Annotated in this window: 20 protein-coding genes; 10 read left to right on the top strand and 10 right to left on the bottom strand. The window is 38.1% G+C overall.

Going from position 1 to position 23,776, the window contains the following annotated elements; all coding sequences use genetic code 11:
- Complete coding sequence (locus R2Q70_RS16715; RefSeq protein WP_316808691.1) at nt 1–3,336, bottom strand: SusC/RagA family TonB-linked outer membrane protein; 3,336 nt, start codon at nt 3,334–3,336, stop codon at nt 1–3.
- 516 nt (nt 3,337–3,852) lie between these two features.
- Entirely contained in the window at nt 3,853–5,073 is a 1,221-nt protein-coding gene (locus R2Q70_RS16720) for a sterol desaturase family protein (protein ID WP_316808692.1), read from the bottom strand.
- Between the two features lie 165 nt (nt 5,074–5,238).
- Here R2Q70_RS16720 and R2Q70_RS16725 point away from each other — a divergent pair, with 165 nt between their 5' ends.
- From R2Q70_RS16725 to R2Q70_RS16745, 5 genes are all read left to right on the top strand, one after another.
- Complete coding sequence (locus R2Q70_RS16725) at nt 5,239–5,997, top strand: ROK family protein (protein ID WP_316808693.1); 759 nt, start codon at nt 5,239–5,241, stop codon at nt 5,995–5,997.
- Between the two features lie 102 nt (nt 5,998–6,099).
- The gene (gene gndA, locus R2Q70_RS16730; protein ID WP_316808694.1) at nt 6,100–7,515 is read left to right on the top strand and encodes an NADP-dependent phosphogluconate dehydrogenase; all 1,416 of its coding nucleotides are present in this window, start codon (nt 6,100–6,102) and stop codon (nt 7,513–7,515) included.
- Between the two features lie 28 nt (nt 7,516–7,543).
- Nucleotides 7,544–9,058 carry a glucose-6-phosphate dehydrogenase gene (gene zwf / locus R2Q70_RS16735; protein ID WP_316808695.1) on the top strand — a complete coding sequence of 505 codons (1,515 nt, stop codon included), beginning with the start codon at nt 7,544–7,546 and terminating at the stop codon, nt 9,056–9,058.
- A gap of 81 nt (nt 9,059–9,139) precedes the next feature.
- The gene (gene pgl, locus R2Q70_RS16740) at nt 9,140–9,865 is read left to right on the top strand and encodes a 6-phosphogluconolactonase (protein ID WP_316808696.1); all 726 of its coding nucleotides are present in this window, start codon (nt 9,140–9,142) and stop codon (nt 9,863–9,865) included.
- 1 nt (nt 9,866) lies between these two features.
- Complete coding sequence (locus R2Q70_RS16745) at nt 9,867–10,226, top strand: DUF5655 domain-containing protein (RefSeq protein WP_316808697.1); 360 nt, start codon at nt 9,867–9,869, stop codon at nt 10,224–10,226.
- Here the strand turns inward: R2Q70_RS16745 and R2Q70_RS16750 are convergent.
- The 3 genes from R2Q70_RS16750 to R2Q70_RS16760 all read right to left on the bottom strand — a co-directional run bounded on the left by R2Q70_RS16750 (nt 10,217) and on the right by R2Q70_RS16760 (nt 13,993).
- The gene (locus R2Q70_RS16750) at nt 10,217–11,104 is read right to left on the bottom strand and encodes an exopolyphosphatase (RefSeq protein WP_316808698.1); all 888 of its coding nucleotides are present in this window, start codon (nt 11,102–11,104) and stop codon (nt 10,217–10,219) included. The two genes, R2Q70_RS16745 and R2Q70_RS16750, sit on opposite strands and share 10 nt — an antisense overlap.
- Nucleotides 11,104–13,164 carry a polyphosphate kinase 1 gene (gene ppk1, locus R2Q70_RS16755; RefSeq protein WP_316808699.1) on the bottom strand — a complete coding sequence of 687 codons (2,061 nt, stop codon included), beginning with the start codon at nt 13,162–13,164 and terminating at the stop codon, nt 11,104–11,106. Before ppk1 ends, R2Q70_RS16750 begins: the two co-directional genes overlap by 1 nt.
- 127 nt (nt 13,165–13,291) lie before the next feature.
- A complete protein-coding gene (locus R2Q70_RS16760) occupies nt 13,292–13,993 on the bottom strand; it encodes a hypothetical protein (protein ID WP_316808700.1) in 702 nt (233 codons plus the stop codon).
- 76 nt (nt 13,994–14,069) lie between these two features.
- On the opposite strand from R2Q70_RS16760, the gene R2Q70_RS16765 reads away from it, so the two are divergent.
- The 4 genes from R2Q70_RS16765 (at nt 14,070) to R2Q70_RS16780 (ending at nt 17,493) form a co-directional block, all read left to right on the top strand.
- Nucleotides 14,070–14,561 carry a YajQ family cyclic di-GMP-binding protein gene (locus R2Q70_RS16765; RefSeq protein ID WP_056849049.1) on the top strand — a complete coding sequence of 164 codons (492 nt, stop codon included), beginning with the start codon at nt 14,070–14,072 and terminating at the stop codon, nt 14,559–14,561.
- 63 nt (nt 14,562–14,624) lie between these two features.
- Complete coding sequence (locus R2Q70_RS16770; protein WP_316808701.1) at nt 14,625–15,074, top strand: GNAT family N-acetyltransferase; 450 nt, start codon at nt 14,625–14,627, stop codon at nt 15,072–15,074.
- Between the two features lie 58 nt (nt 15,075–15,132).
- Nucleotides 15,133–15,729 carry a DUF4142 domain-containing protein gene (locus R2Q70_RS16775; protein WP_316808702.1) on the top strand — a complete coding sequence of 199 codons (597 nt, stop codon included), beginning with the start codon at nt 15,133–15,135 and terminating at the stop codon, nt 15,727–15,729.
- A 150-nt stretch (nt 15,730–15,879) separates the two neighbouring features.
- Entirely contained in the window at nt 15,880–17,493 is a 1,614-nt protein-coding gene (locus R2Q70_RS16780) for a S8 family peptidase (RefSeq protein ID WP_316808703.1), read from the top strand.
- Nucleotides 17,494–17,621: 128 nt separating this feature from the next.
- Here R2Q70_RS16780 and R2Q70_RS16785 read toward each other — a convergent pair whose 3' ends face one another.
- The 3 genes from R2Q70_RS16785 to R2Q70_RS16795 are packed head-to-tail and all read right to left on the bottom strand — an operon-like array spanning nt 17,622 to nt 21,354.
- The gene (locus R2Q70_RS16785; protein WP_316808704.1) at nt 17,622–19,748 is read right to left on the bottom strand and encodes a xanthine dehydrogenase family protein molybdopterin-binding subunit; all 2,127 of its coding nucleotides are present in this window, start codon (nt 19,746–19,748) and stop codon (nt 17,622–17,624) included.
- 2 nt (nt 19,749–19,750) lie between these two features.
- Nucleotides 19,751–20,734 carry a xanthine dehydrogenase family protein subunit M gene (locus R2Q70_RS16790; RefSeq protein WP_316808705.1) on the bottom strand — a complete coding sequence of 328 codons (984 nt, stop codon included), beginning with the start codon at nt 20,732–20,734 and terminating at the stop codon, nt 19,751–19,753.
- Complete coding sequence (locus R2Q70_RS16795; protein WP_316808706.1) at nt 20,731–21,354, bottom strand: (2Fe-2S)-binding protein; 624 nt, start codon at nt 21,352–21,354, stop codon at nt 20,731–20,733. The genes R2Q70_RS16790 and R2Q70_RS16795 overlap by 4 nt, the downstream gene beginning before the upstream one ends.
- A 288-nt stretch (nt 21,355–21,642) precedes the next feature.
- On the opposite strand from R2Q70_RS16795, the gene R2Q70_RS16800 reads away from it, so the two are divergent.
- Nucleotides 21,643–22,293, top strand: coding sequence for a YceH family protein (locus R2Q70_RS16800; RefSeq protein WP_316808707.1), 651 nt, complete (start codon nt 21,643–21,645; stop codon nt 22,291–22,293).
- Here R2Q70_RS16800 and fabF read toward each other — a convergent pair whose 3' ends face one another.
- Both fabF and R2Q70_RS16810 read right to left on the bottom strand, forming a co-directional pair.
- Nucleotides 22,294–23,544 (bottom strand): beta-ketoacyl-ACP synthase II, encoded by a 1,251-nt coding sequence (fabF, locus tag R2Q70_RS16805; protein WP_316808708.1) that lies wholly within the window; start codon nt 23,542–23,544, stop codon nt 22,294–22,296. It lies immediately after the preceding gene.
- Between the two features lie 11 nt (nt 23,545–23,555).
- Nucleotides 23,556–23,774 carry a DUF2798 domain-containing protein gene (locus tag R2Q70_RS16810; protein WP_316808709.1) on the bottom strand — a complete coding sequence of 73 codons (219 nt, stop codon included), beginning with the start codon at nt 23,772–23,774 and terminating at the stop codon, nt 23,556–23,558.
- Nucleotides 23,775–23,776 lie beyond the last annotated feature (2 nt).

Here is a 23,776-nt window from a genome sequence, read left to right on the forward strand (position 1 = left end):
TTATATGCCAATAGATAGGTTAAATCCGTAGGTTCTGGTTGATGGAAACTGGCCTATTTCAAAACCCTGAACAATGTCTGATCCACTGATGGTACCAAACTCAGGATCGAACATTGGCCATGGCGACCAAATGAACAAGTTACGTCCATAAACTCCAAATGAAGCCGAATTCAAACCAATTTTTTTCAGGAAACTAGGTTTAAATTTATAGGTTAATGCTGCCTCTCTGAATTTGATAAAATCGGTACTAAAGGTACTTCCTTCAGCATTGTCAGCACCCATGTTTGAACGATAATATTCGTCAATATCTGTCGCGATTACATCATTTTTACGATAAGTTCCATCAGCATTCTGCACTACTCCGTTACCAATAATACCACTGTATCTTCCTGGTAATGTTGAGGTAAGTTTACCTTGCTCTACTAATTTATAGTTTAGTAAAGAGTGTGCTACTGCACCAATCTGCGCATCAAATAACAAATTAAGGCTAAACTGTCTGTAGCTGAAATTGTTGCCAATACTTCCTTTAAATCTTGGAATGGTATTGCCCAGGTAAACCACATCATTTGTAATTTTAGCCAAGCCTGTTGTGGCATCAAAAACAACATTTCCTTGAGGATCACGAACATAACCCCTACCATATAAATCACCCATACTGCCACCTACTTTGGCAACAATCTGTCCACCTGCAACCGGTCCGGTTCTTAATACCACCGAACTATCACCGTTCATATCAATAATTTTGTTTTGGTTGGTAGAGAATGTCATATAAGTCGACCAGTTGAAACCGTTTTTACTTTTAATCTGGCTTCCATTTACTGATATTTCTAAACCTTTATTATTCACCTGACCGGCGTTAATCAGCATTTGATTATAACCTGTAGCCCTATCTACGATACGCGTTAAATGTTGATCATTTGTTTTACCAGCATAAACTGCAATATCAAAATTCAACCTGTTTTTAAATAAACGGATGTCGGCACCTAACTCGTAAGTTGTTGTTCTTAAAGGTTTCAAATTACTGTTGGCCAACAAACCTGGATTTACCAGGGCGCTATCCGGATAAGAACCACTAAAAGCTAAACCGTAAGTGTAAGCGGTTCGGTAAGGAATTAAACTGCCGCTACCTACTTGTGAAGCTGAGAACCTAAGCTTCGCCATGTTAACAAATTTAGGCATTTTAACCACCTCCGACATTACAAAACTTGCACTGGCAGATGGATAAAAGAAACCAACATTATCTGTTCTTGTTGAAGAAGCCAAAGCGCTGTTCCAATCTTTACGAGCTGTGATATCAAGGTATAAAAAGTTTTTATAGCTATTTGATAAGATACCGTAAAAACTGTTGATGTTTAATCTTGAAGTATCAGGAATAGATAATAAAGGATATAAGTTATTTGATAATTCATAAATGTTTGGCACTCTCAATCCATCAGCCCTGATATCTGATCTGTCATATCTGTTTTTTAACTGGCTACCACCTGCAGATAAATTGAAACTAAAATCGTTGCTTACTTTTTTGTCATATCTGATTAAGAAGTCGCTGTTGGTTTCTGATGAATGGCTGTTTTGCTCCCGGTAAGACCCGAATATCAATTTACTTCCTGCATCATAAGGACGTTCCTGCATTTGTTTTTGTTTTGCATAATCAACGCTGGTTCTTACCAATAAACTTAACTCTTTAGTAAATTGATAGCTTAACTGAATGCTACCGGTAACGTTGTTTCGGCGTTGTTTATTTTTAAATTCATTAACAACTGCATATGGATTTTCAGGAAATGAGCTATACGGATATTTAATTAAACGGTTCTCCTGACCATTTACCCAATAATTTCTAATTGATTCCAAATCAGCGTTTGGCTGCCAGAAAATAAACCAATACATAATCGATTGATTTCCGTAACCATTACCTGGCAGGTTATCACTATACCTGTTACCATAATTAACCTTCGCCATTAACTTCAGCTTCTTGGTGATGTCAGAGTTAATAGATAATGAAGCGTTCGTACGTTCCACTCCAGAAAGTGGAATGATCCAGGTATTGCTTTGGTTAGAAATAGATGTACGGAAATTTGTTGTTTTTCCAAGTTTTCCATCTACACTTAAAGTATTTGTTAAGTTCTCCCCTTTACTGAAGAACTCTCTGATTTGATTGGTATAAGGTACCCATGGTGTCCGCGTTAAGCCTACATTTTGTCGTGTGCCGTCATATTGAAAAAAGCTTAAGCTCGGATCAAAACGTGGACCATAAGCAGAACTCGTTCCGCTGGTACTGGCACCATCAGCACTTGCCCCATAAGAATAATATGAAGCCCCGTCTAATCCTTGTCCATACTCATATTGTAGGTCAGGCCAACGGTTAACCTCCTCAAATGAACCATTTGAAGTAAATTTAATCCCTAATGATTTACGTTTCGAATTCCCAGATTTTGTAGTAATGATAATCGCACCGTTTGCACCACGCTGCCCATATAAAGCCGATGCACCAGGTCCTTTTAATACAGTTACACTTTCAATATCTTCCGGATTGATATCGTTAATTGTGCTTCCGTAATCTGCAGGCATGTTATCACTTCCAGTTCCATAAACTCCACCAGATGTTGCTGCAGTACGGCGACCGCCACTGCTACTTACTACAACCCCATCTACAACAACTAGGGCTTCATTATCGCCCGTTAAGTTATTTTCACCACGTAATATAATTTTGTTCGAACCACCAGGGCCACTGTTTGATCTTACCAGGTTTAAACCAGCAACCTTACCCGAAAGGGCATCAGTCCAGTTCGTGGCTACCGCTTCGGTCAATTGCGTACTATCAACAGTTGTAGTTGCATAACCCAGTGCCTTTTCATCTCTCTTAATACCTAAAGCAGTTACCACTACCTCATTCAATTGGCTGTTAGATGATTTTAAGCGGATAGTTAATCCATTCTGGTTTGAGCTTATGCTTCTTGTTACAACCGTATAACCAACCATATTAAATGAAATTGATCCTGCTCCCTGAAGCGTAACAGAAAAATCTCCGTTATCGTTGGTAACCCCTAATACCTTTTTAACGCCATCACTAATGGTAGTTCCCACAAGTGGTTGTCCATCTTCATCATCCAGCACTTTTCCTTTCACTACAAAGCGTTGTGCAGGCTGTTGCGCAAGCACGCTTAAGGTTGATGAAAGAAAAATACCAAGTAGAAAAATTTTGATGTAAAATGAAAAGGAATGGCTCGTTACCTGAAGGAACGATTTCTTTTCATCTGTCTGAAGATGCTTAGGGATTGCATCGCCAGCTTTTATTCCACGCCAAAACATGGAACTTGTTCTAGTAAAAAGTTTGTTCATATTATATCCGGTTATTAGGTTTCAATAATTGGTAATTTTCGTTTTGTTTCGTGTTCGGATTAGCGGCAAAGTAAGGCCCTGTAGATTAAGGGCATGTTAAGCAGCTGTTAAAAAACGATAGTAACGCTCATAAAATTACGAATTGTTGGTTTTACCATTTTTAATGGTTTCGATAATTAAATCTAGTAAAACAAATCGAAACTAAAAACAATTTACGAAAAACTGAAAAATTATTTCAGTTTTTGAAGATGGGTTTGTGGGATATTGAAAGATTAATAATGACGTTTATCAAAATATTGATTAGCTTAAAACGATCATAATAGGCAATTAAACCGCTAATAGTTTATAAAAAGAACTGCGGAACTATTATTTTACCACGCGATAATGGAAAGTAATATTTTAATTACATTTAAAATATTTAAATCAATTTTAAACACAATTTAAGCTTATTAAATATAATGAAACTTTTAAAGTAACATTTATGTTCCTACATAATCGAAAGCTAAAGAAACATAGTTACTTAATACTTTGATAAGCAAATACGTATTTTGCGTAAATTTTACTTAAAGAAATTGTTCGCTCAAGAATAATCAATGCCGCTATTGGGAAAACAACCAGGCTAAAAATATCGAAACTGTAAAATAAATAACTTAGTAGAAGTATCAAACGAAAGCACTCTAAATAATAGATCCACTTACGTTGTTCCAATAAAGCTCCGATATTAATCAGTGTAATGATGATGAAAAGTAATATAGCAATCTGATCTGTAAGACTCATCAGGTTAAAATATAAGGTTAAGCCGGTAAGCATTGCCACAACAATAATGAGTTGTGCATTCAAATAAAGTTTAAAACGAGGTTTCGATTGTTGTTTAATTTTATCCTGCCTAAACCTCCGTTCCAAAATGGGTCTGATATTCTGGTCCATGAGCGCAGGGCTACCAAACAGGGCATTCCATTTTGCCTTGAAGCCGTTCGCACGCTTGTAAGCCTCGCCTATTTCGAGGTAGTAATGGAAATGCTGCCACAAAAAACTGTAGCTTTTTAACGGATGTGTCAACCCGAATTTGGGTGGCTCTTCTTCTGTTTGAAAAGTTCCGAAAAGTTTATCCCAAAAAACAAATACATCACCATAATTTTTATCAAGGTATTTTTCATCACTGGCATGATGAACACCGTGCAAAGAGGGCGTGATAAATACATGCTCCAGCCAGCCCAACTTGCCAACCAACTGGGTATGTGTAAAAAACGAATACGCACCATGAACCAACAAAATCGTAATAATCATCGTTGGGTGGAAACCTATAAATGGCAATACACACCAGAAAATATTTCTGAATAAGGCCTGGAAGGTTGTAATTCTCGCGGCAGCAGATAAATTAAACTCTTCACTTTGATGATGAACAATATGCGCTGCCCATAAAAAATTGATTTCGTGGCCTAAGCGGTGATACCAGTACCAAACAAAATCAGTCGCCAGCAGGATCAAAACCCATACATACCATGCTGTAGAAATATCAAAGAGTGCATAATTGCGATAAATCCAATCATATAGCTGATAAAAACTGGCCGCAATAAACAGGTTAAGCAATCGCTCTGCAATCCCGATACTGAAATTTGCTACAGTGCTTTCGTATTTAAAAACCTTTGCTCTTTTTTGATTTTGGGCTATCTTATATTCGATGTAAACAAAAATGAAAAAAGCAGGAATAGCAAATGCGAGGTAGTTTAAGCCCATAATCTTTAATTTTCTGTTTTGAAGATAACGCTACAAACTTAATAATATTCTACTAATTACATAGATTTTGTAGTTTACTATTTTAAATTATCTTCCATTCTATTCGTTTTATGTTTTTTGATTCTATTAATTTGTAAAAATCAGTTACAGCATAATAAAATATATATGGCGGCACAAAACAGCACCGAGCAAACGAACATCCTATCTATAGACATTGGCGGAACCAGTATCAAAACCGTATTACTTGATGAAAATGGAAACATGTTATCAGAATATTTGAAAAGCAAAACACCTGAAGGTGCTACGCCAAAGGACATTGTTACTGGAATCGAAGCACTCATTAAGCCTATTCCAAATACCTTCAACAGAGTTTCCATCGGTTTTCCTGGTTATGTAAAAAACGGAATTGTGAAAACAGCGCCTAATTTGGCTAAAAATAAATGGGCTGATGTTGATTTGGCCCAGCGTGTTGCAGATGCTTTAAACAAACCGGTACGATTGGTAAATGATGCCGATCAACAGGGCTTAGGCGTGGTTGAAGGAAAAGGTTTTGAAATTGTTTTTACCGTTGGAACAGGTTTTGGTACGGCACTTTTATTTGATGGAGAGCTTCTGCCCCATTTAGAACTGGCTCATTTTCCGTTAAACAAAGATGAAGATTACGACGACTATATCGGCAATAAGGCTTTTGAAAAAATCGGTGGCGAGCGGTGGAACAAACGCTTAAAAAAGGTAATTGAAACCTACAAAACAGTTTTTAATTACGATTTCCTTTATATCGGTGGTGGCAATTCAAAACAAATCGATTTTAAACTGGATGATAATATTAAGCTGGTAACCAACAGAGATGGAATAAAGGGCGGTGCGAAGCTTTGGAAATTAGCCGACAAATACAATATCTTTACGGTTAATCCGAAAGTGTAAAAACTACACTATTGATGGTTTTTTATTACAATCATTTAACAACAGCATCTCTAATATTAAAATGTAAACCCTAATTTTGGGTTACAAGCAAAAAAGCAAAAAATGTCAAATAACGAGTCTAAAAATTACAAATTGGGAATGATAGGGCTAGGCACCATGGGCCGCAACCTATTATTAAACATGGCCGATAAAGGTTTCTCTGTAACAGGTTACGATAAAGATCATAAAATGATTGCCAAACTTGAAGAAGAGGGAAAAGCGCATAATTTAAAAGGTTATGATGACATCCAGGCGTTTATCAGCAGTTTACAAACTCCACGAACGTTAATTTTATTAGTTCCTGCCGGACCAATTGTAGATAGCGTTATTGCCGAATTAAAACCATTGTTAAGCAAAGGAGATATCATCATTGATAGTGGAAATTCACACTTTACCGATACCAATCGTAGAGTTGATGAGCTGGAAAAAGAAGGCTTACATTTCTTCGGAATGGGTATTTCTGGTGGTGAAGAAGGTGCCCGTTTTGGCCCTAGTATGATGCCAGGTGGCGATAAACAGGCTTACAACGTAGTTAAAGAAGTTTTCGATGCCGTTGCAGCGAAAGTGGGCAGTGATCCATGTGTAACTTATATTGGTCCTGGTGCTTCCGGCCATTTTGTAAAAATGGTACACAATGGTATTGAATATGCCATCATGGAGCTTATTGCCGAAGTTTATGGCGTGTTAAAAAATGGTTTAGGTTATTCAAACTCGGAGATATATCAGGTGTTTAAAAAATGGAATGAAGGCCGCCTGCAATCTTTCCTTTTGGAAATTACAGCAGAAATCTTCCTGTTTAAAGATACTGAAACACAGAACGACTTATTAGATCAGATTAAAGACGAAGCACGTTCGAAAGGAACTGGAAAATGGACATCGGAAGTTTCTATGGAGCTACAATTACCTGTGCCAACCATTAACGAAGCCGTTTCTAACCGCGATTTATCAAAATTTAAAGCCTTAAGAGTTTCTTTAGAAGAAGCGTTTGGCAAAAAAGAGAACAAAATTGATGTTTCTGTTGATGACCTGGAAAATGCTTTTTATTTCTCGATGATCAGTGCATATGCTCAAGGCATGCACCTGTTGGTTCAGGCATCTAAAGAATATCAATATGATCTTCAATTGCAGGAAATTGCTAAAATCTGGCGTGGTGGCTGTATCATCAGGGCTAAATTTTTAGAAGATATTTATCAGGCTTACGATAAAAACAATTCATTGGAACATTTATTTGGTGATGGCGGAATTCAAGACATCATCAAATCTACCCTCAACGGCACCCGAAAAACCATCTCAGCATGTATCAATGCAGGCATTGGTATTCCAGCTTTTGCTTCTACCCTAACGTACTTTGATACCATTACCACGGCTAGAATGCCTTCTAACCTCATTCAGGCACAAAGAGATTTCTTTGGTGCACATACTTTTGAACGCATAGATAAAGATGGCGTTTTCCATGCTGACTGGAATAAATTATCATAATAAATTTGATTAAGAATTTCAATATAAAATGAAAACCAAAACCGCATTAAACCCAACAGTATTTGTAATATTTGGGGGTACAGGTGATTTGAACAAAAGAAAATTAGCTCCTGCTTTATACAACTTATTTATTGAGGGTTACATGCCTGAGCAATTTGCTATTATTGGAACAGGTAGAACGGAGTTTACAGATGAAACCTACAAAAGTGCTTTAGAAGACGCTGTTAATGAATTTTCGAGAACAGGGAAGGTAAAAAAAGATAAATGGGACGATTTTGGAAATACCATTCACTATTGCCCTACTGATTTTGCCCACCCAAAAACTTTCGAGAATTTAAAAGCTTCGGTAGATCAATATAAAAAAGAATACGGTAAAGAAACGCAGGTTATCTTTTACCTGGCTGTAGCACCTAATTTCTTCCCGATTATTGCGGAGTGTTTGCAAAAATATAAAATCACGCAAACAGATGATAACAGCAGAATTGTAATTGAAAAACCTTTTGGCCATGATTTAGATTCAGCAAAAGAACTTAATGCCCTGCTAAGTACAATTTTCACAGAGAAGCAGATTTACCGTATTGATCATTACCTAGGTAAAGAAACCGTTCAAAACATGATGGCTTTCCGTTTTGCGAATGCTTTATTTGAGCCACTATGGAACCGATCATATATCGACCATGTGCAAATATCTGTTACGGAGCAATTGGGTGTTGCCGATCGTGGCGGTTATTATGAAGGCGCTGGCGCATTACGCGATATGATTCAAAATCACCTGCTGCAGCTTTTATGTTTAATTGGCATGGAGGCCCCTATCAATTTTGACGCCGATGAAATCAGAAACCGTAAAGTAGAAGTTTTAAGGGCAATGCGTCCTTTCTCTGCAGAAGATATTCGTTTCCATACCGTTCGCGGCCAATACAGCAAAGGTTGGGTTGAAGGAAAAGAAGTTCCGGGTTATCGCCAGGAAAAAGGCGTAGATCCTCATTCCAATACAGAAACATTTGCTGCGGTGAAATTCCATATCGATAACTGGAGATGGCAAGGCATTCCGTTTTATTTAAGAACGGGAAAACGTTTAAATCAAACTTCGTCGTTAATTACCATCCAATTCAGAGATGTTCCACATCAGATTTTTTCATCAGGTGTAACTGAAAACTGGCAACAAAACCGATTGGTTATCAGCATCCAGCCAGAAATGAGCATTCGTATGCAGGTACAGGCGAAAAGACCAGGTTTAGATATGGTTTTAAATCCGGTTGATATGGTTTTTGACTATAAAGGAACTTACGAAGGTGACACACCTGAAGCTTACGAAACCTTATTGCTTGATGCCATGATGGGCGATCAAACGTTATTTATGCGTGGCGATCAGGTAGAAGCTGCCTGGGAACTGGTGATGCCAATATTAAATACCTGGGAAAGTAAAAAATCAATCAACTTCCCGAACTACCCTGCTGATAGTTGGGGTCCGGAAGAAGCCGAAGCGCTTATTGCGAGAGACGGTTTCCACTGGTTTAATTTGCCACTGAAAAATAAAGAATAGTTAATCCAATTGTCATTCTGAGCCTGTCGAAGAACTTCATGATGTTTCGACAAGCTCAACATGACATCCAATATCATAATAATGAATTTATTAATTTACAAAACGCTCGACGAACTTACTGAAGATCTTGCTGATTATATTATTAAGATTGCAGAATTTTCCATCGAAGAAAACGACCGCTTCAATTTCGTTTTAACTGGTGGAGGCTCGCCAAAAGCACTTTACCAGTTTTTAGCAGAGAAGTGTGAGCACAGAATCGACTGGGAAAAAGTTTATTTCTTTTTTGGCGATGAGCGTAATGTGGCTGCTGATGATGAAAATTATAATGGCTTAATGGCGAAGAAAACTTTGCTTGATCCATTGAATATCAAAGATGACCACATATTTTATGTGAATACTACCCTGGCACCTGAAAAAGCAGCGATTGAATATAAAAAATCAATCGATAAACATTTTAAGGGAGAAGATATTGTTTTCGACCTTATTCTATTAGGCATGGGTGATGATGCACACACGGCTTCTATTTTCCCTCATACTACTTTAGTAAAGGATGAAGAAGTGAACGTGGCTTCAGTTTTTGTAGAAAAATTAAATACTTATCGCATCAGCTTTACTGCACCTCTGATTAATAAAGCTGAAAACGTGGCTTTCCTGGTTTTTGGTGAAAACAAAGCGGAAGCCATTAAACATGTAATTGGCGACGAACACAAAGACTTTGATCAATATCCATCTCAGTTAATTGATCCCATCGACGGAAAGCTTACCTTTTTTACCGATGAAGCCGCAACGAGATTGTTGGAAGAGTAAAATGGCTGATCAGTTAAAAGAATTTTTAATCGGAAAAACGGAATATACTTTAGGTTTATTCCGTTTTTTTATTGATGAACTGAATACTTTTGGAGTATTTGAGATTAAAGCCACAAAAACAATGATCGTATTGCAATCAACAGTTCCGTTTGCTTATGTTACGCAATTGGGTAAGAACTTTATTCATATCGTATTACCTTTCAATCAGGCTTTTGACAATCAGTTAAGCTTCAGCAAGATTGCAAATGTTCCAGGAACTAACCAGTTTAATCATCACCTCAGAATTTACTATACCGAAGATTTTAACGATGAAGTGATGTATTTTTTAAAGCTCGCTTACGAAGGAAATCATCATGCCTGATCCAGCTTCTCTTCGATGAGCAGTTTAATAATACCATCTGCCATACCAACCTTTGGTACAAAAATTTGCTTTATACCCGTCCATTTCATTAAGGTTAAATAAATTTCACTGGCGGGAATAATTACATCAGCACGGTCGGGGTTTAAGCCAAGTTCGTGAATACGTTCTTTTAAAGAATAGCTGGTGAGCCTATTGTAAAGTGCGTTGAGTTTTTGAATAGACATCGGCGCCCCTTCTTTCTCATCGCTCATTCTAAAAAGCTTATTGATGTTGCCGCCGGTTCCAATCGCAGCCAAATGCTTTTGCGATTTAGTATGTTCCTTTACCCATTCTTTCATTTCATCCCAGGTTTCTTCCTTGTCCTGGTTGTCGAGCATCCTGATGGTTCCAATATTAAATGATCTTGATGCTTCCGGTACGCCTTTAACAAAAACGGAAAGTTCGGTGCTACCACCACCTACATCAATATACAAATAGGTTTTGTTTTCGTCCAGATCTTCTTCGATGTGGTTAGCGTATATGATATTGGCTTCACGCTGACCTTCAATAATTTCGAGTGTTAAATCCGTTTGTGCTTTAATTTGTTTTACAATATCCTGTCCGTTACCGGCCTCTCTCATGGCAGAAGTAGCGCAAGCCAAATATTCAGAAACATGGTAAACATCCATCAAACTCTTAAAAGCCGACATGGTTTTAATCAAATCACCTGCTTTCCGTTCAGAAATATGATGATCTAAGAAGGCATCGTCGCCTAAACGAAGTGGAACCCTGATTAAAGTATTTTTTTTATATTTATATTTTCCATCCCGTTTGCTGATGTCGGCTATGAGCAGCCTAACTGCATTCGAACCCACATCTATCGCTGCGTATCTTAACATTATGATTGGTGCTTGGTTTTTAAATAGTTGTAAATGTCTACCTGTGCCCGTATTTTTTTGCTGAGCCTGTTTTTATGGTATTTGTTATTGTTTGTTGCGTTAATTTGCCGAGACTTGGTATTATCCTGCAGCTGTAAATCGATGATATCCTGAATCTCCTGCTTCACCTCCGGGTCTAGTACCGGAAAGCCCACTTCTACCCTATGCTCAAAATTGCGGCTCATTAAATCGGCAGAAGAGAGATACATATCGTTTTTGCCATTGTTGCTGAAAATGTAAACCCGGGCATGCTCTAAAAATTTATCGATGATGCTAATGGCCGTAATGTTTTCACTAAAGCCTTTAACTCCCGGCACCAGACAGCAAATACCACGAACAATCAGCTGAATTTTAACACCTGCATTACTCGCATCGTATAATTTAGAAATGATGCCTTCATCTGCTAAACTATTTACTTTCAGCATGATGTAAGCCAGTTTTCCGGCTTTGGCATTTCTAATTTCGCGGTTAATAAAATTGATGAGTTTCGAGCGACTTTCCAGCGGAGAAACAATTAAATGCTTAAATCCTTTGGTTACAGTTCGCTTGCTTAACGCATCAAACAACTTTACCAAATCATTGGTAATTTCTTTCCTCGCTGTAAAAATGCTATGATCGCAATATAAACCTGCCGTTTTCTCATTAAAGTTACCAGTAGCTAAATTAGCATAGTACACAGGTTTTTCTTTCTCCATCCGTTTAACCAGACAAATTTTCGAATGCACTTTATAATCGGTTAAACCGTAATTTACCTTAACACCTTCTTCCATTAAACGACTGGTCCAGTAAATATTCGCCTGCTCATCAAACCTGGCTTTTAATTCCAATACCACTGATACGGATTTTCCATTTTTAGCAGCATTAATTAAGGCGTTAATTACTTTTGAGTTTTCTGCAAGCCTATATAATGTAATTTGGATTTCCGTCACTTTAGGATCAATCGCTGCTTCGCGTAAAAACAGGATAATGTAATCATAGGATTGATAAGGAAGGTTTACCAGGTAATCGCGACGGGCAATCCGGCTAAAAACACTTTGCGTTCTCGGTAAATCATGTACTTTCAACGGAATATTTGGAGCATATTCCAGTTCTTTCTTCCCCACATTTGGAAAGGCAATAAAATCTCCAAATTTATGGTAGCTATTGCCTGGAATTAAACTATCAGCATCTAATTTTAGCTTATTCACCAATAACGTAAGCATGTTTAGAGGCATTGCAGAATCGTAAAGTAGGCGCATTGGCTTTCCCTTCTTACGTTTTTCCAGACTGCTTTTAAGGTCCTCGATAAATTTATCGTCGATGTTTTTATCAATATCCAATTCAGCATCGCGGGTAAGCTGAATGGAATAAGCTTCTAAATGATCATAGGTAAAAACATAGAAGATATCATCAAGGCAGTAACGGATAATATCTTCTGCTAAGATGATAAATTTTAAATCGTTGGTTTCTGGTAAAACAAGAAAACGAGGCAAGTTTGGCGGAATTTCTATCAACGCATATTTCTCTCTAAGCTTCGTATCTTTTTTTGATAACTTCACAAAGAAATATAGGTAACGGTCTTTTAGCTCCGGAAAAGGCTTATCCATATCCAGCATAATCGGAACCAGGTTAGATAAAATTTTATCCCGAAAGTGATTTTTTACAAATTCACCCCTGCTTACGTTTAATTGCGTGTCATTTAAAATGAAAATCCTGTTTTGAGCCAGTTCATTTATTAACGTAGCCTGAAACAATAAATCGAACTTTCGCTCCTGCTTAACAACTATATTTTTAATTTCATTAAGGATCTTTTTCGGATTATAACCTAATAGCGCTTTAGCTTTATCATTTAGATTGGTAAGCCTCGACATGGTAGCTACCCTTACGCGATAAAACTCTTCCAGGTTTGAAGAAAATATAGATAAAAACTTAATCCTTTCAATGAGTGGAACGCTTTCATCGGCTGCTTCCTGCAAAACCCGATCATTGAAATACAACCAACTTATCTCTCTGTTTAAAAATGGAATTTTCTTCTTGCTCATTAAAAAAAATAAAAATCCCTGCGTTACAGGGATGTTCAAATCTGCGAATTAATTTGTTAAATTGATGTTAACAAATGACGGTTTTCACGTTAACAAATTGTTTCATTATCTACACCTGTTAAAATAGTTAAAGCAGTTTTTTAGGTGAGCTTTTAATACTTTTAGATTTATTAGCAGGTAGATCTGTTTTAGCCGCGACTTTACTTATATCATCTTTTGCTTGCGTAGCCTTGGCTTCCACCGCTTTAACAGCTGGTGTTTTAGCCTTAACTGCTGAAGCCGTTTTGGCAACTGTTCTTTTTACCGGAGCTTTAGCTACTGAATTTGCTTTCGCCGCAACATTATCTTTTACCGCAACAACTTTAGATTTAACTGCAGATTCTGCTTTCGCCGCCGTTTCCTTAATCTTTTCAACTGGTTTAGCCAGTACTTTTTCTACTTTATCTTCGGAAGCAATGGCTGCAACCTTAACACTTTGAACTATTGGCTTTGCTTTCGAAACAGCCTTTTTAACCACTTTCGCAGCAGATTTCTCCGCCTTGTCTATGGTTTTAACTACAGGTTTTTTCGCCTCCTTGGCTTTCGATTTTGAGGATTTTAATAAATCATCAATTTTATGTCCAACATCAGCTTTAATTACAGTAAATTTTTTCGTTAATTTTTTCGCAACACGTTTGCTTGCCCTGGCCACCTCGGTACTAATCTCTGAGGCGTCATGCCCTAAACTTTTTATTACATCTAAAAATTGTGCTGTAATCGATTGCTCTAGTTGTTTTGCAGCTTCTTTTTTGGTGGCTTTTTTTTGAGACTTCGCTTTAGTGGTTTTCATATTATTTTTCGTTTTTTTGTGTGAGAGATTTATTTTCAACTAAATCTACTTAATTTTTTAATTTAAAGCTAGAAACATGCCTTCTTTTGATATTGTAAGTAAAGTTGATGCGCAAACACTTGATAATGCGATTAACAATGCCAAAAAAGAGATCTTAAACAGATTTGATTTTAACGGCTCAAAAAGTACCGTCGATTTGGATAAAAAAACAAATGTGGTAACCATCGTTACAGAAGATGATATGCGTTTGAAAGCCATTGAAGGTTCGATTATTTCCAGAATGATGAAACAAAATTTAGACCCAAAAAGTCTGGATTTTGGAAAAGAGACCATTGCTTCAGGCAACATGATCCGCAAAGAAATTACCATCAAAGAAGGACTTGATAAAGAAGCTGCGAAGAAAGTGGTTGCTAAAATTAAAGCCAGCGGTTTAAAAGTGCAGCCATCAATTATGGATGATCAGGTGCGTGTAACTGCAAAAAAGATTGACGACCTACAGGCAGTAATTTCTTTATGCCGTGGCGAAGATTTTGATCAACCTTTACAGTTCATTAACATGCGCAACTAAATATCAGATTGATAAGCTTTTGATAAATAATTTAACAGCTTATCAGTTTCAATCAGCGAAAAGATGGAAATACGCGAAAACGGATTTATATTTTCTGACAGCAAAGAATTGCTTCAAATTGATGCGATTCACCAGTACCTTAGCCAGGAGTCTTACTGGGCGAAAAATATTCCATTAGAAGTGGTAAGGCGATCCATCGAAAATTCGCTGTGCTTTGGTATATATAAAGATAACTATCAGATTGGCTTTGCCCGTTGGATAACAGATAAAGCCACCTTCGGCTGGCTTTGCGATGTTTATATTGAAAGCGATTATCGTGGCCAGGGATTATCAAAAAAGTTAATTTCATTTATGATTTTTCACCCTGACTTGCAAGGTTTGCGGCGTTACCAACTGGCCACACTGGATGCCCATGGGTTGTATGAACAGTTTGGTTTTGAAGCTATTCAAAATCCAGAAAGGCAAATGGGAATCGTTATTCCTCATGCTTACTCCACTGTAGCGGAAGATTAATTCAAAAACCTTTTTCTGGCTTAGGTGTTTTCAATACACATTAAAACATTGAATCCACATGAAAAAGATATTTCTGCTATCCACAGCAATTGCATTTACGGTAAGTTTTCAGGCCTGTCAAGTTGCAGATAAAAAATCGGCAACCACAAAAGACAGTGTCGCGGGCGATACAAATATGGTAAATGGCAACCACGTTACTGGTGCTGAAAGTACACAATCGGGACTGGATGAGGCCGGGGCTACGTTTTTAAGAAAAGCGGCGGTTGGTGGCATTATGGAAGTTGAAGCCGCAAATATTGCTATTGAAAATTCATCCAATCAAAAGGTAAAGGAATTTGCTTCACAAATGCTGGCCGATCATACCAAAGCCAATACTGAACTTAAAGCACTTGCGGTAGAGAAAAAAGTTATTACTCCTGATGCTTTGCCTGCCGAAGATCAGATCCATCTTGACGAAATGAAAAAAATGACAGGTGCTTCGTTTGATAAACATTATATCGACATGATGGTTACTGATCATGGGAAAACGATAACACTTTTTCAAGAAGGCGCTCAAAACCGTGATGCATCATTAAAGAGTTGGGCAACTAAAACTTTAAAAGTTATTGAAGGGCATGATGTTGCTGCCAAAGAAATAGCCAAAAGCCTAAAATAATTCCTTCTAGAAATATAAAATAAATCCTGATCATGAAATTGATCAGGATTTTTATTTTAGAAAATGTGTTAAAAGCATCATTTTTAATACATTTTATGGGAATGAAAAAAATTAAAATTAACTTTCGACGTTTAATACAAAAATAAGTAAATGAATAAGAGTAATATTTTTAAAGCGCTGCTAAGCGTTGCTGTAGTGAGTGCATTTCCATTTATCGCAAATGCGCAGAAAGCAAATTGGCAAAACCTGGATCTAAAAACTGATTCGACATTTGGTATCAGTACTGAAAAAGCATATAAAGAACTTTTAAAAGGTAAAAAATCGACCAAAGTTATTGTTGCGGTAAACGATGGTGGCGTTGAAGCTACACATGAAGATTTAAAGAGAATCATGTGGGTGAATGCGAAGGAAATTGCTGGTAATGGAAAGGATGATGATAAAAACGGATATGCCGATGATATTCACGGATGGAATTTTATTGGCGGGCCAAAGGAATCCATCAATTTTGAAACCCTTGAATTAACCCGTTTAGTTCGTCGCGATCAAACTCGTTTTGCAAACACAACTGATGCAAATGTAACAGAAAAGGATAAAGCAGATTATGAGTCATTTAAAGCCAGAAGAGCTGATCTGGAAAAACAATTGGCAGAAGCGAAACAAGGATTGGCTGGAATCTCCGGTTTTAAGAATGCTTTAGATGCAGTTGTAAAGAAAATCGGCAAAGAAAATCCTACGCTGGAGGATTTCAAAAACTTCAAACCAACAACTGATCCTGAAACACGTATTCAGGGTGTGATGGTTCAGCAACTGGAAAAAGGAAGCTTTAAAGATTTTTATGAGGATCAGATTAAAGAAGGTTTCGATTATTACACCCGTCAGGCAGAGTACAACCTAAATGTTGATTACGATCCTCGTGCCATCGTAGGAGATAATCCAAATGATTCGAAAGAGAAATTTTACGGTAATAATGATGTTGCTGGACCTGACGCCATGCATGGTTCTCATGTGGCTGGTATCATTGCTGCCGATAGAACAAATAAGCTAGGTATCATGGGCGTTGCTGATAATGTTGCAATTATGGGTGTTCGTTGTACACCTAACGGCGATGAGCGTGATAAAGATGTTGCTAACGGTATCCGTTATGCGGTAGATAATGGCGCAAAAGTAATTAACATGAGTTTTGGTAAAGCATATAGCTGGGATAAAGCAGTAGTGAATGAAGCCATGAAGTATGCTGCATCAAAAGATGTTTTAATTGTTCAGGCTGCTGGTAACGAAAATAAAGACATTGATACAGAAAATAATTTTCCTAACCACAAAGATTTAGATGAAAAAACCATCGCATCATGGATTACTGTAGGTGCTTCTGGTCCGAAAGACGATGAAACTTTAAAAGCAAGTTTCTCTAATTTCGGCAAAACTCAGGTAGATGTTTTTGCACCAGGTGTTCAAATTTATTCTACGGTACCAGGTTCTAAATACAAGAACTTGAACGGAACAAGTATGGCCTCTCCTGTTGTGGCTGGTTTAGCCGGATTAATTCGCTCATATTATCCAAAACTATCTGCTGCGCAGGTAAAAGAAATCATTGTAAAATCGGTTACCAAGGTAAACCACAATGTTTCTTATAAAAAAGGTGATGATGAAAATGCAGAATCTGTATCAGTTCCTTTTTCTGATTTATGCATTAGTGGGGGTATCGTAAATGCTTACGAAGCATTAAAGTTAGCTGCCACTTATGGCGGAAAAACTGCTGCAAAATAATTGCAGGATATATTCTAGCAAAAAGGCGAGCCGAAAATTTGGCTCGCCTTTTTTTATGTTCCTTTTTTTGTGATTGATAACACAAAGAATATCGGCGAAAATACGCCCAATTCATTTAGTAGCTTTTGTTAACCCGCTAAAATCTTATCAGGAGTAATCGGCAAAGTTCTGATTCTTTTCCCTGTGGCATTGAAAACAGCATTGGCCACAGCAGCAGAGAAACCAATTAAAGCAATTTCGCCCATTCCTTTAGCCCCCATTGGATTGATATAAGGGTCGGGTTTATTTATAAAATGAACCTCAATTTCAGGAATATCTGCATTCACAGGAACATGATAATCTGCAAAATTATTGTTGATGTATCTTCCATAACGGTGGTCGATAATGGATTCCTCATGCAAAGCCATACCCACACCACCCACTGCACCTCCAACCATTTGGCTGCGGGCTGTTTTCGGACTTACAATGGAACCTGAATCGCCAACGGAAACTATTTTATCAACCTTTACTACGCCGGTTAAACTGTGAACTTTTACTTTCACAAAGTGGATAGAAAAGGAGTACATCGAATAATCTTCCCGCTCCTTACCGGCCTGACTTTGTTTAGTCACTTCGATTTGTGGGAGATTATTCTTCTTAAGCACATCTACAAAATTAGAAGTTGCATCCATATTTGAATTAGCGGCCAACTCTGCGATAGTCGATTTCAAGCTGACACAAACATCATTTACTGCCGAACCCACTGTGGAAAGCGTTGCTGAGCCACCCTGACTCGGTGCCGGAGGCAAGGAAGAATCGCCCAGTTCAAATTTGATTTTATCGCCGGAAATTCCTAATAGTTTGCTGGCAATTAAAGTCATACCCGTTCCGGTACCTGGTCCGATATCGCTGGTTGCACTTTGCAAAACCAAAGTTCCATCGGCCTTTAAAATACCTTTTACGCTAGCTCTTCCTCTGTTTGCATTGAAAACGCCAATGCTTACGCCGTAACCATATTTCCATTGGCCGTCAACCAAACTTCCAGGTTTGTTTTTGCGTTCGCTCCATCCAATTTTCTGAGCACCTACGCGGTAAGCTTCTTTTATATTTTTATCTGAAAAAGGTTTATTCCGTTGCTGGTCTTTTTCCGGGTCATTCTTGATTCTGAATTCTAATGGGTCCATGTCTAAAGCATGCGCCATTTCATCAATTGCGCTTTCTAAAGCGAAAGCACCGGTTGCTTCACCGGGTCCACGCATCCAGATGGGTACCCCTAAATCAACTGGCACAACAGTATACTGCGTATTTACATTATCGCACTGATACATGAACTTAGCCATGTTCACTACTCCTTCGGTAAAATTTTCATAAGCCGAAGTTTCGCCAAACGCCCGGTGTGTAATTCCCGTTAAAGTGCCATCCTTATTTGCGCCTAAACCAATGGTTTGAACTGCAGCCGGACGATTACCCACCATGGTAAACATTTGCATTCGGGTAATTACCAGTTTAACTGGCTTGGCAATGTGTTTTGAAGCCATTACGGTAGCAATTTCCAATGGCCACGTTCTTAAAGCCATACCAAAACCACCACCTACAAACTCAGAATTTACCTGAATATTTTCAATCGGGATTTTAAAAACATTGGCAATAGTACCTTGCGTAGCTTTTACCCCTTGTGTTTTCGCGTAAACCGTTACCTGATTATTCGGGCGCCAGTCAGCTATAATCCCATGTAATTCCATTGGATTATGCGTTTCAATTGGGAGGTGATACTTTGCTTCAATTTTTACATCCGCAGTTTTATAAGCATTCTCTACACCTCGTTTATAATCCGGCTGGCCTTGCAGTTTCTTTGCCTTCGCATCGCTGATAGCTTTCTCAAAATCCGTATTAAAATCTTCTTTAGCGTATGTTGCTTTGACTAATGACGCTGCATAAGTTGCTCTTTCAAAAGTATTTGCGACAACTATGGCTATGGGTTGTCCGTTAAAGAAAATTTTATCGGTATAGAATATTTTAAATGGCGAACCGCCTTCTTGTTCATATGCTGGCGCTGATGGTTTATTTAAATGAGAAATTACCGAAATTACACCAGGTGCTTTTTCTGCAGCTTTGGTATCAAGTGTGGTAATTTTGCCTTTTGTGATGGTACTGGTTACTAAAACGCCATAAGTTAATCCTGGCAATTCGTATTCAGCAAAATATTTGGCCTTCCCTGTAACCTTGTGAATTCCATCGACACGGTCGTTTGCATCTTTTAAAACTCTTTTTTCCATGATTATGCTTTAGATTTTGCAACGGTTAACGCTTCGATGATTGAGTTAGGAGCCATTTGAAGCTTGAAATCATTTTCTCCAAATCCTTTAGCATCTGTCATGGCTAATTTTGCAGCCTGCTCAAAATTTCCCAAAGATGGTTCCTTTCCTTTTAAGAAATTTTCTGATGCTGTTAAACGCCAGGGCTTGTGTGCCACGCCACCCATCGCCAATCGGATATCTGTAATTTTATTATTCGATATTTCCATTCCAGCGGCAACAGAAACTAAGGCAAAAGCGTAAGAAGCTCTATCTCTTACTTTTAAATAATATGAATTTTTGGCTAGATTATTTACTGGAATTTCCAATCGAAGAATCATTTCATCTGCCTTTAAGTTATTGTCTAACTGTGGCGTATCTCCCGCCAGGCGATGGAAATCTTTAAATAAAACCTTTCGCTCACCTTTAGCACTTGCGAGCACAACGATAGCATCTAAAGCAGTTAGCGCCACGCACATATCGCTTGGATGCACCGCAATGCATTTTTCTGAAGTGCCAAAAATAGCATGCATGCGGTTAAATCCACCAATGGCACCGCAACCAGAACCTGGCTGGCGTTTGTTGCAAGGCATTTCGGTATCGTAAAAATAACCGCAACGCGTTCGTTGCATCATATTACCACCAACTGTCGCTACATTTCTCAACTGAGCCGAAGCACCAGCATTTAATGCCATTGCCAGCAACGGAATCTTTTCTTTAACTATCGGATTTTCTGCAACAGCTGTGTTTGAAGCCAATGCACCAATAATGATTTTATCACCAATTTGCTCGATGTTTTTTAAAGGAACATGATTGATGTCGATTAATTTTTCAGGTGCTGTAACGCCTCTTTTCATTAAATCAATCAGGTTGGTTCCGCCGGCCAGAAACTTTGAGTTTTTATCTTTTACTAATAAAGCTAAGGCTGATTTTGCGGAAGTTGTTCTTAAGTATTGAAAGTTGATCATGCTTTTTGTCCTCCTTTCGAAACCTCAACAATTGCATCAACAATGTTTGGATAAGCCCCACATCTGCAAATATTTCCGCTCATATATTCGCTAATTTCTGCCCTTGAGCTTGTATGACCTTCGTTAACACAAGCCACCGCCGACATAATTTGTCCTGGCGTACAATAGCCACATTGAAAACCATCATGTTTAATAAAAGCGGCCTGCATCGGATGAAGTGCTTCCCCATTTGCTAAACCTTCAATGGTTGTTATTTTTTTGCCTTCATTCATTACCGCTAAACTCAGACATGAATTCACCCTTTCACCATCAACGTGAACCGTACACGCACCACACTGACCATGATCGCAACCTTTCTTTGTGCCTGTTAAATGAAGTTCTTCACGTAAGTAATCCAAAAGGGTAATTCTAGGCTCTACAGCGCTTTTGTAGTTTTTATTATTTACAGTGAGATTGAGTGGTATTTTTTCGAAAAGTTCAGCGAAACGCTCATCAGCTTGATTTTCTGCAGCTTTAACTGCTACTGATGGTGTTAAGGCGATGGCTGTAATCAAGGAGCTTTTCTTTAAAAAATCTCTCCTCGAATCGCCATGATTTGGTTCCTGATCAGATGATTGCATAAAATATGTTTTGAGATGTTGTTGTTTTCTAAAGTTCGACAATCTAAACTGCAAAAAGTGCACATTTCGAAATTTAGAATAATTCTAATAAGGTTAAAATTTTATTGTCATTTCGACCGAAGTGGAGAAATCTTTGCACTTCGAAAGAGGCAATTTCAAAGATTTCTCTCCCGAAATTTCGGATCGGTAGCTTTCTCGCATGAAACCGCTGAAATGAATTCAGGGTGGCAACATCGGGTTATCAAAAAATAATTTTAGGAATGTCAACTCAATTTTTATTTTTATCAGATGGAAGAAATTAAGCCACTACCCGATTTATCAGCAGAAGAACAACGCGTTTTAGGATCACTAATAGAAAAAAGCCGGACAACTCCCGATTACTATCCAATGACCTTAAACAGCTTGACAGCAGCTTGTAATCAAAAAAGTTCGAGAAACCCTGTTGTAAATTATGATGAAGAGACTGTTACACTCACATTAAATTCACTAAAAGTAAAAGGATTAATATCCACTGCTACAGGAGGTTCGAGCAGGGTAATTAAATACAAGCATAATCTAGGCATCGTTTATCCTCTATTGCCTTCAGAACTTTCTATATTATGTTTGCTGCTTTTGCGTGGTCCGTTAACGCCTGGCGAAATCAACAGCAATTCGGGCAGACTTTACGAATTCGATAGCATTGAAGAAATTCTAGCGCAATTGCAAAAACTTTCGGAAGAGTCGCCTGCGTTTGTGAAGCTTTTACCTAAAAAGGCAGGGCAAAAAGAGGCGAGATTTATCCATTTGCTGGGTGAGCAAAACGAAGTTCAGGAAGCAGAGCAGGAACCTCAACAAACAACAATTTTCCAGCCCAATGAAGCACTGGAAAATCGTATTGCAAAGTTGGAACAAGAACTCGAAGAATTAAAAGAACTTGTGAATTTACTGATGGATAAATAATTAAGCTTCGTATTTCTTAAAGATAGTGCTTGCCACGTGCCCACCGAAACCAAACGTATTGTTTAGCACATAGTTGATTTCCTTCTTAATCGGCTCTGCCAATACAATGTTCAATCCGTGAGGAATTTTCTCATCCAGCTTCTCTGTATTAATAGTTGGAGGGATAATTCCATCTCGTATAGCCAAAATACTGATTAAACTTTCTACTGCACCGGCTGCTCCAAGTAAGTGGCCGGTCATAGATTTGGATGCACCGATTACCACCGGTAAATCGCCAAAAACATTTTTAACGGCAACGAGTTCGCTGATATCTCCTAAACCTGTCGAAGTTGCGTGAGCATTAATGTAATCGATTTTATCAGCAGAAATATTCGCATCATTTAAAGCTTTTTTCATGCCTAAAGTAGCACCAATTCCATCAGGAGGTGTTCCGGTTAAATGATACGCATCGGCAGCCATTCCACCACCAATAATTTCAGCGTAAATATGTGCACCACGATTTAATGCATGTTCTAACTCTTCTAAAATTAACGCTCCGGCACCCTCGCCCATTACAAAACCATCACGACTTTCATCAAATGGCCTAGATGCCGTTTCCGGGCTATCATTTCTTTTAGATAAAGCTTGCGCAGCACTAAAACCGCCAACCGAAGCCTCGGTAATTGCCGCTTCAGAACCACCTGCTATCATCACATTTGCCTTACCCAAACGAATGGTGTCAAAAGCATTTATAATTGCTGTGTTAGATGATGCACAGGCAGAAACCGTACAATAATTCGGTCCGCGGAGTTTGTGGCGAATAGAAATTGCACCTGCGGCGATATCAACAATCATCTTTGGAATAAAAAACGGACTAAACCTTGGTGTTCCATCGCCCTGATGAAATTCCGCCAATTGTTCTTCGAAAGTCGATATCCCGCCATTTCCTGTTGCCCAGATCACACCAACCTCTGCCAATTGGTCGTCAGTCATGGCTTTGAAATCCAAACCTGCACCTGTAATTGCCTGGTCGCTTGATGCGATGGCATATTGTGTAAACGTATCAAATTTTCTAGCTTCCTTTTTATCTAAGAAAGATTCGGGATTGAAATCTTTTACTTCAGCAGCAAAATGTGTTTTAAATTTAGAAGTATCGAATTTAGTAATCGGACCAACGCCGCTTTTACCATCTAAAATATTCTTCCAAAAGCTTTCTACAGTGTTTCCAAGAGGCGTTATAGCGCCTAATCCAGTTACAACTACTCGTTTCATTTTATCAGTTTTTATTTTCTCCCTGCGTACAGGTAATTAACGAAAGCTTCCACTTTTGGTGCAATAATCAAAATAGCAGGAACTGCTACGATGTACGAAATGCTCCACGACTTTAGCCAAACCTGTAAAAAACTTGCACTAAAACCTAAGTTTACGCTTATCGCCGCAAAGGTGACAATTCCTGTTGTGAAAATTGCCATAATAAAGGCAAAAGTTACTTTCTTTTTCATGT

The sequence above is a fragment of the Pedobacter agri genome (assembly GCF_032678665.1).
In the GTDB taxonomy this organism is placed as follows: domain Bacteria; phylum Bacteroidota; class Bacteroidia; order Sphingobacteriales; family Sphingobacteriaceae; genus Pedobacter; species Pedobacter agri_A.

What these genes read in the sequence shown, in the direction of transcription:
- R2Q70_RS16810 (WP_316808709.1), bottom strand. Translation starts at nt 23,774, where the DNA reads ATGAAAAAGAAAGTAACTTTTGCCTTTATTATGGCAATTTTCACAACA.
- R2Q70_RS16715 (WP_316808691.1), bottom strand. Translation starts at nt 3,336, where the DNA reads ATGAACAAACTTTTTACTAGAACAAGTTCCATGTTTTGGCGTGGAATA.
- ppk1 (WP_316808699.1), bottom strand. Translation starts at nt 13,164, where the DNA reads ATGAGCAAGAAGAAAATTCCATTTTTAAACAGAGAGATAAGTTGGTTG.
- zwf (WP_316808695.1), top strand. Translation starts at nt 7,544, where the DNA reads ATGAAAACCAAAACCGCATTAAACCCAACAGTATTTGTAATATTTGGG.
- R2Q70_RS16785 (WP_316808704.1), bottom strand. Translation starts at nt 19,748, where the DNA reads ATGGAAAAAAGAGTTTTAAAAGATGCAAACGACCGTGTCGATGGAATT.
- R2Q70_RS16780 (WP_316808703.1), top strand. Translation starts at nt 15,880, where the DNA reads ATGAATAAGAGTAATATTTTTAAAGCGCTGCTAAGCGTTGCTGTAGTG.
- R2Q70_RS16775 (WP_316808702.1), top strand. Translation starts at nt 15,133, where the DNA reads ATGAAAAAGATATTTCTGCTATCCACAGCAATTGCATTTACGGTAAGT.
- R2Q70_RS16800 (WP_316808707.1), top strand. Translation starts at nt 21,643, where the DNA reads ATGGAAGAAATTAAGCCACTACCCGATTTATCAGCAGAAGAACAACGC.
- R2Q70_RS16725 (WP_316808693.1), top strand. Translation starts at nt 5,239, where the DNA reads ATGGCGGCACAAAACAGCACCGAGCAAACGAACATCCTATCTATAGAC.
- R2Q70_RS16765 (WP_056849049.1), top strand. Translation starts at nt 14,070, where the DNA reads ATGCCTTCTTTTGATATTGTAAGTAAAGTTGATGCGCAAACACTTGAT.
- R2Q70_RS16795 (WP_316808706.1), bottom strand. Translation starts at nt 21,354, where the DNA reads ATGCAATCATCTGATCAGGAACCAAATCATGGCGATTCGAGGAGAGAT.
- R2Q70_RS16745 (WP_316808697.1), top strand. Translation starts at nt 9,867, where the DNA reads ATGGCTGATCAGTTAAAAGAATTTTTAATCGGAAAAACGGAATATACT.
- R2Q70_RS16770 (WP_316808701.1), top strand. Translation starts at nt 14,625, where the DNA reads ATGGAAATACGCGAAAACGGATTTATATTTTCTGACAGCAAAGAATTG.
- R2Q70_RS16720 (WP_316808692.1), bottom strand. Translation starts at nt 5,073, where the DNA reads ATGGGCTTAAACTACCTCGCATTTGCTATTCCTGCTTTTTTCATTTTT.
- R2Q70_RS16750 (WP_316808698.1), bottom strand. Translation starts at nt 11,104, where the DNA reads ATGTTAAGATACGCAGCGATAGATGTGGGTTCGAATGCAGTTAGGCTG.
- pgl (WP_316808696.1), top strand. Translation starts at nt 9,140, where the DNA reads ATGAATTTATTAATTTACAAAACGCTCGACGAACTTACTGAAGATCTT.
- gndA (WP_316808694.1), top strand. Translation starts at nt 6,100, where the DNA reads ATGTCAAATAACGAGTCTAAAAATTACAAATTGGGAATGATAGGGCTA.
- fabF (WP_316808708.1), bottom strand. Translation starts at nt 23,544, where the DNA reads ATGAAACGAGTAGTTGTAACTGGATTAGGCGCTATAACGCCTCTTGGA.
- R2Q70_RS16760 (WP_316808700.1), bottom strand. Translation starts at nt 13,993, where the DNA reads ATGAAAACCACTAAAGCGAAGTCTCAAAAAAAAGCCACCAAAAAAGAA.
- R2Q70_RS16790 (WP_316808705.1), bottom strand. Translation starts at nt 20,734, where the DNA reads ATGATCAACTTTCAATACTTAAGAACAACTTCCGCAAAATCAGCCTTA.